Here is a 17,032-nt window from a genome sequence, read left to right as displayed (position 1 = left end):
GAACCGCATGCGCCCATTCCTCCGTTCCCCGCGCCGCGTCTCCAGCGCGCTCGCCTTGATGGCCACCCTGGCCGGCCCTCCGACGGCGCTCGCCCAGTTCCGCCCGCCGCCCGCCACCGAGGCGCAGCGCATGACGGAGCAGGGCGAGCAGGCCCTCGTGTCCGCCAACGCCGCCGCCTCCAAGGGCGACAAGAAGGAGGCCGAGGAGAAGTTCAAGAAGGCGCTCCAGCTCTTCGAACAGGCGCTCGCGCAGGAGCCGCAGTCCGTCTTCGCCGCCGCGGGCCTGGGCAGCGCCGCCAACGCGCTCCAGGACTTCCAGCGCACGGCCACGCGCCTTGCGCCGGTGTTCGCGCAGAACCCGCAGGACTTGTCGCTCGCGTACCCGCTGGGCACCGCGTACTTCAAGCTGCGCCGCTTCCAGGAGGCGGTGCCGGTGCTGGAGCAGGTGGCCGCCGCGGATCAGCCGGACCACCTCATCGTCCACTACTACCTGGCCAGCTACTACCTGTACGCCCAGGACGGGAACCGCGCCGTGACGCGGCTGCAGCGCTACCTGGTGCTGCGCCCGGAGAAGCTCGCGGGCAACGACTTCCAGATCCACGAGCTGCTGGGCAAGGCGCACCTCCTCCGCCGGGACGCGGGTGCCGCGCGCGCCTCGTTCGAGAAGGCGCAGGCCGGCAGGGCCGAGTCCGCGACAGCGCAGATCGGCCTCGCGGCCGTGCTGGAGATGGAAGGCCACGTGCAGGAGTCCCGCGCGCTCCTGGAGCGGCTGGTGACGAAGTTCCCGCAGGTGGCGGAGCCGAAGGAGCGCCTCGCGCGCCTGTACCTCGCCGCGGGCGACGTGCCGCGCGCGGACCTCCAGGCCACTGCCCTGATGAAGCTGGGCTCCACGCCGGCCGCGCATCTGCTCCTGGGTGACGTGCGGCTCGCGCAGAAGCAGCCCGCGCAGGCGGAAGCGGAGTTCCGCAAGGTGCTGGAGCTGCAGCCGGGCCTGCTCCTCGGGCAGATCGCCGTGGGCAAGGCGCTCCAGGCGCAGGCGCGACACGAGGAGGCCATCCAGTTCCTGGAGTCCGCCGTGAAGTCGGGCGGCGGCAGCCTGGAGCTGTGGGCGACGCTGGGCTCCGTCAACCGCCGCGCCGGCCGCTACCAGCGCGCGGTGGAGGTGCACCGGCGCGTGGTGGAGATGGCCCCGCGTCAGGCGCTGGGCCACATGCTGCTGGGCGCGGATCACTTCGCCACCGGCCAGTGGGACCAGGCCATCGAGGACTACGGCAGCGCGCTCCAGGTCGAACCCGGCCACCCCGGCGCGAAGCAGTGGCTGGCCCGGGCCCTGGCCCACCGCGCGAGAGATCGCGCCGGCACCCAGCGCCTGGAAGACGCCGTGCGCGACCTGCGCCGCGCGTATGACCTGGACCGCTCCGTGCCCATGGCCCGCCGGCTGGGCGCGGCGCTGCTGGACAGCCACCAGTTCGCGGAGGCCCGCAAGGTGCTGGAGGGCGCGGTGACGCTGCCCGGCGCGACCTGGCGCGAGCACCTGCTCCTGGGCTACGCCCGGCTGGGCGGTGGCGACGCGCAGGCCGCGCTCGCCGCGTTCACCCAGTCCGGTGAGGCCACGCAGGAGCCGGATCAGCGCGCGGAGGCGTCCGCGGGCGCCGCGCTCGCGGAGGTGGAGCTGGGCCAGGTGGACGCCGCCGTGCAGCGGCTGACGGACGCGGGGCCCTCCAAGACGGCCGCGAAGGTGGCGGAGGCGAACCTGCCCCGCGTGCTGGTGCGCCGGGCCCTGGCGAAGCTGGAGGCGGGCGACGCGGCCGCGGCGAACCGGGACCTGGACGCGGTGGACCGCCTGGGCACCGGCAAGCGCGCGGACCTGGTGAAGCTGGCCACCTTCGCCCGGGCGCTCACGCGCGCGGAGGAAGGGAAGTTCGCGGAGGCCACCGCGGGCCTCAAGCGCTCCCTCACGCCCACGCCGGAATGGGCATGGCCCAACACGCGCACGCTCGCGGACGCGTGGGTGCTCTACCGCCAGGGCAAGGTGGCGCCCTCGCGCAAGCTGCTCACCACCGCCCAGAAGAAGCCCATGCCCGGGCAGCCGAAGTGGATGGGCAACCTCACCGGCGCGCTGCTGCGGCGCGAGGCGGCGCTCGCGTACGCCTCCGGCAACATGAAGGCGTCGCAGAAGGCGCTGAAGGCCGCGCTCGCCGCGACGCCGGACGACGCGCTGGTGCAGCACAACCTGGCGTGCGTGGACTGGCGCCAGGGCGACAGCGCTTCGGCGCTCGCGACGTGGAAGCGCCTGGAGACCGCCGTGCCTGTCGCGTCGCTCAACCTGGGCATCGACGCGCAGGAGCGCCGGCATGAACCCGCCGAGGCCGTGGACGCCTGGCGCCGCTACCTGGCCTCCGGCGCGGCCCCCCGCGCCGCCCAGGTGCGGGAATGGAAGGACCGCCTGCAGGGCCTCTATGGACTGGGTGACGCGCAGGGCGTCACGCCGGCCACCGGGGTCGCGGAGGAGACGCCGTGAAGACGCCATCCCTTGTCGCGCGGGGGAGCCTCCTGCTCGCCGCCGCGCTGTTCGCCGTTTCCGTTGCCAGCCCCGCGTCCGCCGCGCCGAAGAAGGCCACGCTGGGCGTGTTCCTCGCCACCACGCTGTCGGACGGCCAGGAGCGCTTCCAGTACGCGGAGGCGCTCGCCCAGAAGCTGGAGGCCAGCCTGGGCCGCCCCGTCGGCGCCAAGAGCTTCGGCCGCTATGAGGACTTCTCCAAGGCGGTGGGGGAGGGGCAGATCGACTTCGCCGTGGTGGACGGCTGGGCCGCGGTGCAGTTGGGCTCCAAGGCGGAGCCGGTGGCGTACGCGCCGCGCGCCGGTGAGACGCAGCAGCGCTGGGCCATCATCTCCCTCCAGAAGGGCACCGTGAAGGACCTCGCCGGCAAGCGCATGGCGCTGGTCAAGGGCGCGGGCTCCGCGGACCCCAAGTTCGTCTCCCACGTCGTCCTGGGCGGCGACCTGGATGCCCAGAAGCACTTCAAGCTGGTGCCGGTGCCCAACGTGGAGTCGGCGGTGAAGATGCTGGAGGCCAAGGGCGCGGAGGCCGCGCTCGTGCCGGTGGCGCACGTGCCCAGGGACATGCGGGTGCTCTTCAAGAGCAGCCGGGTGCCGGGCGCCGTGCTGGTGGACCTGAAGGGCGGGGGAGACGCGCTGTCCCAGTCCTTGTCCTCCGTGGGTGCGGTCGCCCCGTTCGACGCCTTCGCCCGCATCCAGGGCCGCGAGTTCGAGGACTTCCGCAAGCTCGTCACCCAGGGCCCCCCGCGCCGCCAGCCCGTCCTCGCGGACGCCCCCGACCTGCGGGTGGAGACGCCCGTGCTCGTCCAATCCGAGTCGCTGGGTCCTGCCCTGCCGCCGTTCGCGGACGACCTGGCCGTCTCCGCCGAACAGCCGGATGACTGATTGCGGCGTGGGCTGATCCGCGCACGGCGCTCCCGCCGCCGTGCGCGTGTTTCACCGGTATCGACAGCCATGACTTGGCCTAAGGCGAGTTATTGCGGTAATTTGAGAAGTCGAGCGGAACGCCACCGTTCAGGGGTGGAAACTCGTCCCTGAGAACGATTGCCAGTCGCACCGGCACTGGTTCCTGGCGCAAGCACCACGGACATCCCTGCTTCCCCTCGTGGAATTGAGAACGATGGACTCGACTGAGTACGGTGGATCGCGCACCAACGCGGTGAAGGGGTTCGCAGGTCGGCTGGGCGCGCGCGCGTGCCTGACCCTGGTGATCTGCGCGCTGTCCCTCTTCACGGTGGAGACGGCCCAGGCCCAGGAGGCCCAGGAGCCCGCTCCCAAGACGCGGACCAAGACCCCCCGCAAGCGCGCGGCCACCCCGCCGGGCGCCAAAGCGGCCACTCCGGGCGCCAAGGCCACGACGCCGGGCGCGAAGCCTCCGCGCACGGCGAAGACGCGCCGGGGCGCGAAGACGCCGCCCCCGCCGGTGGACGTGGAGCCCATTCCCGGGGACGAGCCCGCTCCGCAGCCGCCGGCGCTCGCCACCGAGCCGCCTCCCGCGCCTCCCGCCCCCATGGCCGGCCCCGGTCCGTCCGTGGCGGATCCGCTGCCCGTGGCCTCGCCCGCCTCGCCGTCGCCGTATGACGGGCCGCTGATGTCGGACATCCCGTCCAACCCGCCGCCCGCTCCGGCGCTGGGGACCGGAGCCGTGCTGCCGTCGTCGCAGCCGCGCATGGCGGACAACGTCCCGGACCGCGCGCCCTTCACGGAGCCCACCTCCGACCGCGCGCTGCCGCCGCCCTCCAGCCTCTCCGGCCTGGACGGCCCGGACCTGGGCGGTGGCGACGACCTGGAGCAGAACATCAACATGGCGCTGAGCGAGGCCGTCGTCACCACGGCGTCCAAGCGCAGCCAGCGCATCTCCGACGTGCCCCTCACGGTGTCCTGGATTCCCGCGGAGGAGCTGGAAGGCACTGGCCAGTTCTCGCTCTGCGAGGCCATCCAGTACTTCCCCGGCATGGAGTGCCGCCGGGGCTCCATGCGCAAGGCGGCGGTGAGCGCGCGCGGCCTGGGCTCCAACTACCTGTCCAACCGCCTCCTGCTCCTCAAGGACGGCCGTCCGCTGACGGACCCCTGGACGGGCCAGTTCTACGCGGATGAGACGACGCCGCTCACCAACCTGAAGCAGGTGGAGGTCATCCGCGGCCCGGGCTCCTCGCTCTATGGCTCCAACGCCTTCAGCGGCGTCATCAACATCATCGAGCGCCAGCCCGCGGACCTCATCGCCAAGGGCCAGAACGTGGGCGCCGACGCGCGCATCCTCGCGGGCCAGGACAAGACCTGGCGCCTGCAGACCAACGTCGCCGGCCGCGGCGGCCCGGTGGAGGCGCTGCTCGGCTACTACGGCTTCGGCTCGGACGGCCCGCAGCTCTTCAACAACCCGCAGCTGAACCAGACGGACACCAACGAGGACTCGCTGGTCCACCAGGTGAACGGCAAGGTCCGCGTGGGCCCCCTCGCGCTGGACGCGGACTTCACGGACGGCAACATCGGCCGGCCCGGCGGTCAGAACATCTCCACCGTGGGCAACTGCGGCCGCTGCCACTACACCGCGCAGGACAACGAGCACGTCCAGAACCTGAACGCCGCCCTGCAGCTGGATCAGCAGGTGACGGACAACGTGCGCGTGTTCGCCCAGGCCTACACCTTCTTCAAGCGCCGCAACGTGACGCTGGAGAACGAAATCACCGGCGCCCTGGAAGACACGCTGGGCAAGCGCAGCCGCATCGGCGGTGAGGCGCGCGCGCTGTTCTCCCTGGAAAAGCTCTCCGTCACCGTCGGCGGCGACGTGAAGGCCGACCAGGTGAACAACCAGAACATCCTGCCCGGCCTGACCCTGGACGACACGCAGCAGACCATCCTGGGCGGCTTCGTGGACGCGGAGTACCGCATCACGGACCGGCTGGTGGTGGGCGCGGGCGCCCGCTACGACAACTACCAGATCCCCTCCAAGGTCTGGGAGGCGAAGACGGATCAGATCTCCCCGCGCGCCAGCGTCGTGTTCCACGCCATCCCGGAGCTGCTCACGCTGCGCACCAACTACGGCCGCGCCTTCCGCGCGCCCACGCTGGCGGAGCTGGCCATCAACCAGCAGATGTACGCCGCGACGCTGCTGGGCAACCCGTCCCTGCGCGCGGAGACGCTGGACACGGTGGAGGCGGCGGTGGACTTCTGGCCGCTGGACCGCAGGGTGCGCCTGACGGGCACGGGCTTCTACAACCGCGCCCGCAACTTCATCAATCAGGAGCTCCTCTTCGGCTCCACGTCCCAGTTCAAGAACCTGGGTGACGCGCGCGTGGCGGGCTTCGAGGCCGAAGCGGCGGCGCAGGTGCCGTCCATCAACTCGTCCTTCGACGTGGCCTACCAGTTCCTGGACGCCCAGGCGCTGCCGGTGGGCGGAGGGGCCGGCTACCCGCTGGACTACGCGCCCACCCACCGCGTCTACCTGCGCGGCCGCACCAACATCGGCAAGTTCGCCTTCGTGGAGTTCTACGGCCTGTTCGTGGGCGCCCGGTATGATCCGGGCTTCGTGGTGGATGAAAACGCCGGCACCACCACCCGCGTGAAGCTGCCCAGCTACATCACCGCGACCGCGCGTGTGGGCTTCAACGTCCACGAGCGCGTGGCGGTGTCGCTGTTGGGGACCAACCTCTTCAACGCGAAGTACGAGGAGTCCCACGGCTTCCCCGCTCCGCCGCTGGGCGTCTTCACCGAAGTCCGGCTCCATTATTAGGGCCCTGTTTGGATACCGTTGCCGCCGTGAAGGATGCTCCCCTGAAGTTGACGCCGGACACGACGCTCACGCCGGAGGCGCTGGAGAAGGCCTCCGGAGTGCTGGCCCGGGACGGCCTGCTGTTGGGGCGCGGTGACGACGCGGCGCCGCAGCTGGTGCTGTTCGACGGGCGGTTCACCCCCGCCCACGCCGCGCTCCTGGAACGCCGTCCCCCGGCGCTGCTGCTGGCCACCCGCGAGGGCGGCCAGCCGTCCGCCTGGGAGGCGCGGCTGCTGAGCGCGCTCCTGCGCGGCGAGCCCATGATTCCCAAGGAGGCCGCCACGTCCGTGGCGTGGCTGGGCAGCGTGGCGGAGGTGACGGCCGTGGGCGAGCGCGCGGCCGAGGCCGTCCTCCAGGCCGGCGGCTCCAAGGGCGCGGCCAGCCGGGTGGCGGATGTCGTCCATGAGATTGGTGTGAATGCCCTGCTCGACGCGCCAGTGGACGGGAGCGGCGAGCCGAAGTACGCCCACCGGCGCGGCCAGGTGCAGTCGGTGGCGGACGATGATCGCTGCCTGCTGTCCTGGGCGGTGGCGGACGGCCGGGCGTGGCTGGAGGCGACTGACCGCTTCGGCCGCCTGTCGGTGTCACCGTTGGTGCGGGTGGTGAAGGCGTGGGGTGAGAAGGCGCAGGTGGATGCTTCCGGTGGTGGCGCGGGCCTGGGTCTGCGGCGCATCCTGGAGCACAGCGACGTGGTGGCGGTGCGGGTGACTCCGGGAAAGCGCACGCAGTTCGCCTGCGGGGTGGACCTGGGCGACGCTCGCCGCCGGGCCGCGCAGCCCAAGTCGCTGCTGTTCAGTCTGGAACGAGGGTAGGCGGGTGGAGAGCCAAACTTCCAATGCCAGCATCACCTCCCTGCGCGTGGGCAGTCTGACCCACGTGCGCGTGGCCGGGGTGATCGACGAAACCTTTCCCCTCTCGCCGGCGTCCAAGGGCATCCAGGGACTGGTGGTGGTGGACCTGGGCCTGGTGGAGCGCATCAGCTCCTTCGGCGTGCGCCGGTGGATTGAGTTCGCCGGCCACCCGCCGCAGGGCGTGTCGGGGCTGTACGTCGTCAACGCGCCGCCGGTGGTGGTGGATCAGCTCAACATGGTGGAGGGCTTCGCGGGTGTCGCGCGCGTGCTCTCGCTGCTGGCGCCGTACGCGTGCCGCTTCTGCAAGGAGGACCGGCTGCGGCTGGTCCGCCTGGTGGAGGAGGCGAAGGTGCTGGAGCAGGGCGGGGCCCCGCCGCACCCGTGTCCGGTGTGCGCCCAGCCGCTGGAGTTCGCGGACGAGCCCACGGAGTTCTTCGACTTCGCGCGCCGCCAGCAGTTCTCCGCGGTGGATCCGGCGGTGCTGCGCTACCTGCGCTCCGGCATCCCGTCGGAGCCGTCCGAGCTCTCGTCGCACCTGAAGATCGTCCAGGACGACATCACCTTCATCACCCTGGCCAGCACGCTCAAGGGCGACCTCAACGTGCGCCGGCTGGCGTCCGGCCTGGAGGGGCGCGTCGCGTTCGACTGCTGCCACGTGAGCGTGGTGGAGCCAGAGGCGCTGCCGCGCATCGAACAGGTGCTGGAGGTGGCGTCGCAGGGCGCCCAGGTGGTGCTCTGCCGCGTGCCGCCGCCGCTGTTGGCCGTGCTGGCGAAGTCCACCAAGACGCTGCCCGCGAAGCTGGCCACGCTGTGGCTGCCGTGCGACTGCCGCAACTGCGGCCAGGTCACCCACCAGCGCATCCAGACCTCCGAGTACCTGGAGGTGCTGCGCGCCAAGGGCACCATGGAGCGCGTGTGCCCCGTGTGCGGCGGCAGCTCCCGGGCTCCGGCGCTCGCGCAGTTCCAGGGGCTGCTCGCGCGCACGCCGCTCACCGACAAGCCGCAGGAAGACATCGAAGCGCTGGAGCAGCGCGCGCTCAGCCAGTACCTCTTCGGCTCCACCAACCAGGACCCCAGCGCCCGGGGCTCGTCAGCCACGGACACGCACACCAGCGGCGCGCGGTTGCAGATCATCCGCCGGCTGGGGCAGGGCGGCATGGCGGAGGTCTTCCTCGCCAAGCAGCAGGGCGTGAAGGGCTTCGAGAAGTTCGTGGTGATGAAGAAGATTCTCGCGCAGTTCGCTGAGAATCCTGAGTTCGTCGACATGCTCTTCGCGGAGGCCCGCGCCAACGCGCGCCTCACGCACCCCAACGTCGTGCAGACTTTCGACGTGGGCGTGACGGACGGCGTGGCGTACATCCTGATGGAGTACGTGCGCGGTCCGGACCTGAAGCGCCTGCTCACGGAGCTGCGCCGCAAGGGCATGGCGCTGCCGCTGGAGCACGCGCTGCGCATCGTGGCGGAGGTGGCCGCGGGCCTGCACTACGCGCACAGCTACGTGGATCCATCCGGCACGGCGCACCCGGTGGTGCACCGCGACGTCAGCCCCCACAACGTGCTGGTGTCGCTGGACGGCGCCATCAAGCTGTCGGACTTCGGCATCGCCAAGGTGCAGGGCGAGGAGCACACGCAGGCGGGCGTCATCAAGGGGAAGATTTCGTACCTCTCCCCGGAGGCCGCCAGCGGCCGCCCGCTGGACTGGCGCAACGACGTGTTCGCGCTGGGCGTGGTGCTCTTCGAGCTGCTCACCGGCCAGCTGCCGTTCCGCCGGGACCATGACGCGGCCACGCTCGCGGCCATCGTGCGCGAGCCCGCGCCGGTGCCCTCTCAGCTGCGGCCCCACATCCCGCAGGACGTGTCGGACCTGATCCTCCGCGCGCTGGTGAAGGACCCGGCGCGGCGCACGCCCTCCGCGGCGGCGATGCGCGAGGAGATCGAAGCCGTCATCGCGCACCACCGGCTGTCCTCGTCGCCCGCGTCGGTGGCGCAGTTCTTCAAGGAGGCGCTGGGCGACCGGCTCTCCGAGTACGCGCCGTCGTCCATCGCCGGCTCGGGGACGGGCTCCAACCCCCGGGCGCTGATGCCGGGCACGGGCTCGCACTCGCGCAACGTGGGCACGGGCTCGGGCAGCGACATGCGGGCCCCGTCGGACCTGTCCCGGCCGCCCGTGCGTGGCGGTTCCGGCAGCATGCCCCGGATGGAGCCGCCCCCGGTGGCCTCCCCGCCGGAGCCCGCCGAGCGCGGCACCGAGGTCGTCTCCGTCAACGGGCCCCCGGTAGCCGCCGCGCCTCCGGTGGCACCGCCCGTGGCCGCCGCGCCCCGTCCGTCGCGCCCGGCCGTGGCGCCGCCCACGTCACCGCTGCCGCCGCCCACCGCGGTGCGCCCCGCGGCGTCCGCCAACGTGCCCACGCGCGTGGGCCCCCCGCCGCAGGCGCCCGCGCGTCCGTCGGTGTCGGTGCCCTCCGTCGCCCCCTTGTCCGCGGCTCAGCAGCCGCCCCCTGTGTCCGCCGTGCCGCCCCCTCCGCCGCGTGGGGGGACCCACGCGCAATACGGGGCCGCCCACGCGCAGCAGGGAAGCGCCCCGCCGCCGCCGCCAGGTCACCCTGCGCCGCCGGCGACCGGCACCCACGCGGCCTATGGGGGACACCACGCCTCGCCCGTGGCCGCGCCGCCGCCGCACGCCCCGCATTCTCCGCCGGTGTCCGCCCCCGTGGCCCCGCCCGCGCGGCCTCCGGCGGCTCCCGTGGCCGCGCCGCCGGCCCCCGTCCACGCGGTCTCCCCCGCGGCTTCCGCGCCCGCCGCCAGCGCGACGGGGAAGGGGCTGACGCCCGGCCAGCGCAAGGGGCTCATCGTGGGCGGCGTGGCCCTGGTGCTCGCGGGGCTCGCGCTGGTGTTCCTGCTGCCCAAGGGCGGCGTGGAGGTGCGCAACGCCCAGGAGGGTGAGCGCGTCTACGTGTCCGGCGTCCGGCTGGAGGCGAGCCAGGGCCTGCCCGAGGGCACCGCCGGCTGGCTCATCTCCACGGCCGTGGACGGCAAGCTGCACCGCTTCGGTAAGGTGCCGAGGTCCGAGCACATCGACCTGCGCACGCTCGCGGACGCCCCGCCCCAGGCGGATGCCCGGGGGACGCTCAGCGTCACCGGTGCCCAGGGCTGCCGCGTGGCGCTGGGCTCGCAGGTTCTGGACGGTCAGACGCCCCTGTCCAGCCAGATGCCCGCGGGCCGCGAGTTCGAGGTGCGCGTCACCTGCGGCGGCAAGCCGGACCTCGTCCGCTGGGTGATGGCCGTCCCGGGGCAGGGCGTCGCGCTGGACGTGCCCTGAGCCGGACGGAATGACCCGGGCCGGAGGACGTCGCTGACAAAGCGTCCCTCCGGTCCGTGAAGCCGCGTGAGGCCTTACAGCTTCTTCAGCAGGAAGGCCCTGTACGTGCCGTAGCCCGGCAGGTCCTCGCCGAGTGAGCCGTCCACCTTCGCGCGCACGGTGAACGTGCCGCCCGTCAGCTCCAGCGTGAAGCCGGGCGCGTCCCTGTGGACGATGTGCAACGTCTGGATGCCTTCCCGGACGGCCTGCTTTCCGATGTCGTCGATACAGACGGACTTCATGTCGTCGATGAGCCGGTCGAAGACGCCGTTGGAGAGCATCTGGATGGCTGCCACGGTGGTGAAGCTCGCCTCGTCCAGCGTCACCTGGAGGTCCGCGCCCCCAGCGGCCTCCTTCAGCTCCGCCACCTTCGAGTCGAAGGAGTCCTTCTTGAACGCGGCCATTTCCGACCGTTCGGCGAGACCCATGGTGTTCGTGCTCCGTGCTGTGTCCGGCGGGAATGCCTGAAAGAAGGCGGAAACCTCGTGGACCGGCTGCCCGTGTGTCAACGCCCGCACGGGCGTTGATGCTCCACGTCCGCTGAAAAACGCCCCGCGCCTCAGTCGTGCGTGCCCACGTGCAGGTCGCCGTGGCGCGTGCAGACCCAGTGGAAGGCGCAGGAGCACGCCACCGCGCGGGCGTGCGTGCAGCAGCGGCCCCCGAAGTCCTCCGGAAGGGGCTCGCGCTCGGGAGGTGGCGGGTCGGGCAGCTCCTTGGGGGCACCGCGCCCGGAGTCCGCGGGCACGCTGCCGCAGCAGCCGCGCTGGAGGCAGCCGGGGCACAGGGACAATTCGCAGTGCGCGCACCAGTCGAACACCTCTCCGGCGGTGCCACGGCGCTCACAACCTCCACAGGCGTCGAACATGGGCAGCCTCCTTGCTCACCTGCGAACGAAGGTAGAGGAGGGGTCCGACATCACGGGTCGTGCGGGAACGTCTGGCGCTCCGGGAGGAGGGAAGCGACGGCTGCCCGACGCTCGCGCCACGCACCTTCCACGGGTGGACGGGAGTCAGGACGCACGCCGGTCCGTGAGCCCTTGCGGCGTTGGCCGGGGATTCGCATGGAACAGGGGCTCACGTAGTTCCAGTTTTTCGGGGAGGACGCAGTCATGCGCAGACACCGCCGCATCATCGGAGTGTTCGGCTCCGGGGCGCATACCCACGAGGAGTGGGTCGTCCCCCTGGCGCGGTGGATTGCTGAAGCCGGGTTCGACCTGCTCACCGGCGCGGGCGGCGGCGTCATGAGCGTGGCGGCGGGCGCCTTCGTCCAGGTGGAGGGGCGGCGGGGGGCGGCCATCGGCATCATCCCCGGCACCGTGGGCGCGGACGGCCGTTATCAGCCCCGGCCCGGCTACCCGAACACGGACATCGAAATCCCCATCTACACGCACCTGCCGCTCAGCGGGGAGCAGGGCACGGACCCCATGAGCCGCAACCACATCAACGTGCTGACGCCGCATGCGCTGGTCGCGCTGCCCGGGGGCGCCGGCACCGCGGCGGAGGCCGTCCTGGCCCTGCGCTATGGCAAGCCGCTCATCCTGCACGGGCCACCGGAGGTGTTCCGGCGCTTCCCGGCGGAGGCCGAGCGCACCACCTCCCTGGAGCGGGTGGCCGAGTTCCTCCTGGCCGCCACCCGCTAGGCGGCAGGCGGGCTCAAGCAGGGCCTTGGCCGGGGGGAAGCCGCCCCACGGGGTGGCAAAAGATTCTAGGATGGACGGCGTGGGGAAGGGTGTGCGCCGCGGGTGCACGTCCGTCACCCGTCACGTCCGCCATCATGATCAACCCCGACTATCCGCTGGCCAGCTGGTTCCTCGCGGTCTCCACCTCGGTCTTCCTGCTCGTCTACGCACTGCCGTTGCTGTTCATTCCGCTGCGCTGGGCGCGTTGGTTCGGGTGGGAGCTGCCCACGGGCAACAACGATTTGACGGTCTACTTCGCGCGTTGCCTGGGCGGCCTGGCGCTGTCCGTCATCATCGCGGTGGTGCAGTTCATCCCGGACCCCAAGAGCCACCTGGTCATCTTCGAGCTCATCGGCCTCATTGGTGGCCTGATGACGGCGGTGCACGTCTGGGGCGCGGTGCGCAAGCAGCAGCCCTGGCCGGAGACGGCGGAAATCCCCCTCTACGGCGCCATGTGCCTGGGCGCCCTGTACCTGCGCTTCGCCAACCTGTCCTGAGCGGAAAGCCCCTTAAGGATGCCCTCCACGCAGCCCATCGATCCCGCTGTCGCGATGCTGGCACCGTACATGCCGGCGGCCATCCTCGCGCGGCTTGGGAGCCAGGATGCGGACGCACTGCCCCGGGCGGAGGGCGTGCGGGGCGCCATCCTGCTGCTGGACATCGCGGGCTTCACGCCCATCGTGGTGGGGCTGAGCGGCGCGGGCCCGCGCGGCATCGACGCGCTCCAGCGCCTGCTGACGAACTACTACACGGAGATGATCGACGTGGTCCGCGACCACGGCGGGGACATCTACCAGTTCGCCGGCGACTCCATCCTCGCGTGCTTCGAGTCCGCGCCCGCGGAGGCGGACGCCGACGTCGTGCAGCGAGCGGCGGTGTGCGCGCTGGGCGTGCAGCGCAGGCTCGCGCGCTTCGCCCGGCTGGAGCTGTTGGGCCAGCGCTTCGGTGTGTCGTCGCGCATCGGCATCGGCTTTGGTGAGGCCACCCGCATCGTGATGGGCACCACCGGCCTGTGGATGCACCCGGCGCTCGTGGGCGAGCCGCTGGCGCAGGCGGTGGGCGCGGAGAAGCAGGCCACGGTGTCGGAGGTCGTCTTGAGCCCGCGCGCCTGGGCGGCGCTGCCGGAAGCCGCGCGCAAGGGCGAGCCGCGCGAGGGCGGCAACCACCGGCTGGCGCTCGACGCGCCGGTGGAGTCGGTGAAGCGCCCGCTGCCCGCGCCCACGGGCGGAGCGGAGCTGGTGGGCCGGTGCGCGCTGCTGTTGCACCCGGTGCTCTTCACGAAGATCACCACCGCGCACCAGGAGTTCGCGGGCGACTTCCGCGACGTCACCTGCTTCTTCGTGCGCTTCACCCACGCGCGGGCGGACGCGGATCCGGACGCGTTCACCCGCGACCTCAACGCCTACTACGAATACGTCCAGCGCGAGTCCGCCCACCATGGCGGCGTGCTGCTGATGACGGACTTCACGGACAAGGGCAACGTGCTCTACGTCCTGTTCGGCGCGCCCACCGCCCAGCAGAACAAGGAGGTGCTGGCGTGCCGGCTGGCCTGCAAGCTGCTCAAGGCCCGGGAGCAGTTCCCCTTCCTGGATGAGCTGCAGATCGGCATCGCCACCGGCCACGCCTACTGCGGGGACATGGGCTCGCCCACGCGCAAGGGCTACTCCGCGCTGGGCGAGGTCGTGAACATGGCCGCGCGCCTGATGACGCACGGCGGACGCCAGGACGGCGTGCACCTGTGCGCCAACACCCAGGCGAGATCGCAGCAGGGCGGCTTCGCCACCGAGTTCGTGGAGGACGCGAAGTTGAAGGGCGTCTCACGCTCGGTGCCGGTGTACCGGCTGTTGGGGGAGACGCGCCGCAGCCTCTTCATCAAGGGCCGGGGCGACATCATCGGCCGCAGCCGTGAGCTCAACGTGCTGCACGAAGCGCTCACCGGGGCCTTCGCCGGCCAGGGTCGCGTGAGCGTGGTGTCCGGCGAGGCGGGCATCGGCAAGTCGCGGCTGGGCGCGCGCGTGCTGGAGGACGCGGAGGAGGGCGGCGCCCGGGCGCTGTACGGCGTCTGCTACTCCTACGAGGCCTTCACCCCCTTCTTCCCCTGGAAGGAGGTGCTGCTCCAGGCGTTCGGACTGCACGACTCGGACGACACCGACGCGCAGCTCACGCGCCTGCGGCAGGGGCTGGAGGGCCTGGAGGACGTGGGGCCGGAGTGGATCCCCGTCGTCGCGGGCATCCTCGGCATGGCGCTGGAGGAGACGCCCGCCACCGCGGGAATCGACGCGCGGCGCAAGCAGCAGAAGGTGTTTCAAATCGTCTTCCAGCTCCTGGAGATGCTCAGCCGCGCGCAGCCGCTGTTGCTCTACTTCGAGGACCTGCACTGGGCGGACTACATCTCGTTGGACCTGCTCCAGTACCTGGCGGCGCGCGTGGGCTCGCACCGCATCATGGTGCTGGCGACGATGCGCCCGGGCGACCAGCTCCGGGGGCTGCGCGACCTGCCGGAGTTCGTCCCGTTGGACCTGACGAGCCTGGACGACGAGGACACGCGGGCGCTCCTGCGCGTGCACCTGCGCCTGTCACCGCCGGACGTCGCGCTGGAGGACCGGCTGCTCGCGAAGGTGCAGGGCAACCCGTTCTTCATCGAATCCATCGTGGAGGGCCTGGCGGAGCAGGGCTACCTGGGGCCGGTGGAGCCCGGCTCGCAGCGGATGGAGCTGAAGCGCGGCCTGCAGGACCTGCTGCTGCCGGACTCCATCCAGGACGTGGTGCTGTCGCGCATCGACCTGCTCAGCGAGACGGAGAAGCTGGTGGTGAAGGTGGCGTCCGTCATCGGGCGCATCTTCACGCTGGACGCGGTGGCGGCGCTGGTGCCCACCCTGGGCCACGGCGTGTTGCGCGAGGCCATGGACACGCTCCAGCGCCTGGGCCTCATCCTGCTGGAGACGGAGGAGCCGTACACCTGCCTCTTCAAGCACATCGTCATCCGGGACGTGGCCTACAACACGCTGCTGGTGTCGGCGCGTGAGGACCTGCACCGCCGGCTCGCGCGCTACCTGGAGGCCCGCGCCAACGACAACCTCGCGGCCTCCGCGGGTCTGCTCGCGTTCCACTTCCTCGCGGGCAACGTGGAGGACAAGGGCCTGGAGTACACGCTGATGGCGGCCCGGAGCGCGCGGGCGCAGTACGCGAACGACGACGCGCTCTACCACTACAACCGCGGCCTGGAGCTGTTGGGCACCGTCGTCCCGGTGGACCCGGAGGTGACGCTGCTCCAGACGCGCCGGGTGATGCAGGAGCTGGCGGAGACGCTGCTCCAGGCGGGCCACTACGCCAACGCCATCCTGATGTTCGAGCAGTGCCTGGTGGACGAGGAGGAGCCCCCGCGCCAGGCGGAGCTGCACCTGGGCCTGGGCCGCGCGCACCAGGAGAAGGGCGAGTCCGCGCTCGCCACGCAGCACCTGGAGAAGTCACTGGTGCTGAGGGGCCGCAGCCTCCCGGGGAGCCTGGCCGCGCTGGGCCTGCGCACGCTGGCGAACCTGCTGCTTCGAGGGCTCGCGTCGCTCCTGCCCTTCATCCTGCGCCCGCTGCCGGCGGCGAGGCTGGGCAACTACCTGCAGCAGCTGTCCACGCTCAACTCGCTCATCCGCATCTACTACTTCGCGGACATCACCAAGCTCACCTGGGCGACGCTGGTGTCCACCAACATGGCGGAGCGCTCGCGCAACGACTACGCCATGAGCCTGGCGCGCGGTTACTACGGCACGCTCTTGTTCGGCGCGGGGCTGCTCAAGCGCTCGCGCTACCACTGCGAGAAGGCGCTGGAGTACGCGCGCCGCTCCAAGGACCCCGTGGCGGAGGGACTCGCGCTCAGCCGCCTGGGCATCCAGGCCTTCTTCGCCAACGAACTGGAGCGCGCGCGCACCTTCCAGGAGGAGGCCGTCTCCACGCTGCGCCAGGTGGGCGAGCGCTGGGAGCGCCAGACGTCGTTGATGATGCAGGCCACGGGCGAGTTCCTCCACTCGCGCTTCCGCACCGCGGTGGCGCTCTATGAGCAGATGGGGACCATTGGCGTGGAGCTCAACGCGCTGATGCACCAGGGCTGGGCGCACTCGTGGGGGCCCATGTGCCGCTACCTCATGGGCGAAGGTGACGTGGGCGAGCTGTGCGCGGAGCTGGAGCAGGGGCTGCGCATCAGCGAGGAGGTGGCGGACCTGGCCAACCAGTGCGCCAGCTTGAACCACCTGGCCAACGTCACGGTGCGCGAGCACCAGGTGGAGGAGGCGGCGCTCGTCGCGGTGCGCTGCTTCAAGAGCATCTGGAGCTACCAGGTGCTGGTGCCCTTCCTCCAGGTGGGGCTGGTGGACGCGGCGGAGGCGGCCCTCTTCGCGCTGGAGGAGGGCGCCACGGTGGTGCCGCGCAAGGAGCTGTTGAAGATCGTCCGCCTGTCCTGCATCAAGGCGCGCGTCATCGCTCGGCTCTATCCGTACCTGAAGGGCCCGGCGCTGCGTGTGACGGCGCGCTCGCTGGCCCTGCGCAAGGGCCCGAAGGCCGCGGAGCCGGTGTTCCTGGAGGCCATCGCCGTCCTGGAGAAGAGTCCCAACCGCTGGGAGACGGGTGTGGCCTACTTCGACGCGGCGGTGGCCCTGCCGCATCGGCGCGAGGACTTCCTCGCCCGGGCGCGCGCCATCTTCACGGAGGTGGAGGCCCGCGCGGAGCTGCGCCGCGTGGACCGCTTCCAGGCCACGCTCCAGGCTCCGCCGGCCGAGGCGCTCGTGCCGCCCCAGGCCGCCCGGCTCCGTGACGCGCGCGTGATGTGA

At 71.7% G+C, this 17,032-nt stretch carries 10 protein-coding genes; 8 read left to right on the top strand and 2 right to left on the bottom strand.

The genetic code is table 11. The annotated features are described in order from the left end of the window. Nucleotides 1-7 precede the first annotated feature (7 nt). The 5 genes from D7X30_RS37700 (at nt 8) to D7X30_RS37680 (ending at nt 10,498) form a co-directional block, all read left to right on the top strand. Complete coding sequence (locus tag D7X30_RS37700; RefSeq protein WP_120567838.1) at nt 8-2,521, top strand: tetratricopeptide repeat protein; 2,514 nt, start codon at nt 8-10, stop codon at nt 2,519-2,521. Continuing rightward, entirely contained in the window at nt 2,518-3,444 is a 927-nt protein-coding gene (locus tag D7X30_RS37695; protein ID WP_233592049.1) for a PhnD/SsuA/transferrin family substrate-binding protein, read from the top strand. Before D7X30_RS37700 ends, D7X30_RS37695 begins: the two co-directional genes overlap by 4 nt. Nucleotides 3,445-3,679: 235 nt before the next feature. Then, nucleotides 3,680-6,289 (top strand): TonB-dependent siderophore receptor, encoded by a 2,610-nt coding sequence (locus D7X30_RS37690; protein ID WP_120567818.1) that lies wholly within the window; start codon nt 3,680-3,682, stop codon nt 6,287-6,289. A gap of 26 nt (nt 6,290-6,315) precedes the next feature. After that, nucleotides 6,316-7,140 carry a hypothetical protein gene (locus D7X30_RS37685; RefSeq protein WP_233592048.1) on the top strand — a complete coding sequence of 275 codons (825 nt, stop codon included), beginning with the start codon at nt 6,316-6,318 and terminating at the stop codon, nt 7,138-7,140. A gap of 4 nt (nt 7,141-7,144) precedes the next feature. Further along, complete coding sequence (locus D7X30_RS37680; protein WP_120567816.1) at nt 7,145-10,498, top strand: serine/threonine-protein kinase; 3,354 nt, start codon at nt 7,145-7,147, stop codon at nt 10,496-10,498. A gap of 74 nt (nt 10,499-10,572) precedes the next feature. Here the strand turns inward: D7X30_RS37680 and D7X30_RS37675 are convergent, their stop codons facing one another. Both D7X30_RS37675 and D7X30_RS37670 read right to left on the bottom strand, forming a co-directional pair. After that, complete coding sequence (locus D7X30_RS37675) at nt 10,573-10,965, bottom strand: hypothetical protein (RefSeq protein ID WP_147443416.1); 393 nt, start codon at nt 10,963-10,965, stop codon at nt 10,573-10,575. A 131-nt stretch (nt 10,966-11,096) separates the two neighbouring features. Next, nucleotides 11,097-11,402 (bottom strand): hypothetical protein, encoded by a 306-nt coding sequence (locus tag D7X30_RS37670; protein ID WP_120567814.1) that lies wholly within the window; start codon nt 11,400-11,402, stop codon nt 11,097-11,099. A 243-nt stretch (nt 11,403-11,645) separates the two neighbouring features. Here D7X30_RS37670 and D7X30_RS37665 point away from each other — a divergent pair, with 243 nt between their 5' ends. The 3 genes from D7X30_RS37665 (at nt 11,646) to D7X30_RS37655 (ending at nt 17,032) form a co-directional block, all read left to right on the top strand. Beyond that, nucleotides 11,646-12,176, top strand: a complete 531-nt coding sequence (locus D7X30_RS37665; RefSeq protein ID WP_120567813.1) for a molybdenum cofactor carrier protein — start codon at nt 11,646-11,648, stop codon at nt 12,174-12,176. Between the two features lie 134 nt (nt 12,177-12,310). Next, the gene (locus D7X30_RS37660) at nt 12,311-12,712 is read left to right on the top strand and encodes a hypothetical protein (protein ID WP_120567836.1); all 402 of its coding nucleotides are present in this window, start codon (nt 12,311-12,313) and stop codon (nt 12,710-12,712) included. 18 nt (nt 12,713-12,730) lie between these two features. Continuing rightward, nucleotides 12,731-17,032 carry an AAA family ATPase gene (locus tag D7X30_RS37655; protein ID WP_120567812.1) on the top strand — a complete coding sequence of 1,434 codons (4,302 nt, stop codon included), beginning with the start codon at nt 12,731-12,733 and terminating at the stop codon, nt 17,030-17,032.

The sequence above is a fragment of the Corallococcus sp. AB011P genome, assembly GCF_003611605.1.
Taxonomy (GTDB): Bacteria; Myxococcota; Myxococcia; order Myxococcales; family Myxococcaceae; genus Corallococcus; species Corallococcus coralloides.
This window is presented reverse-complemented; position numbering and strand designations above follow the sequence as displayed.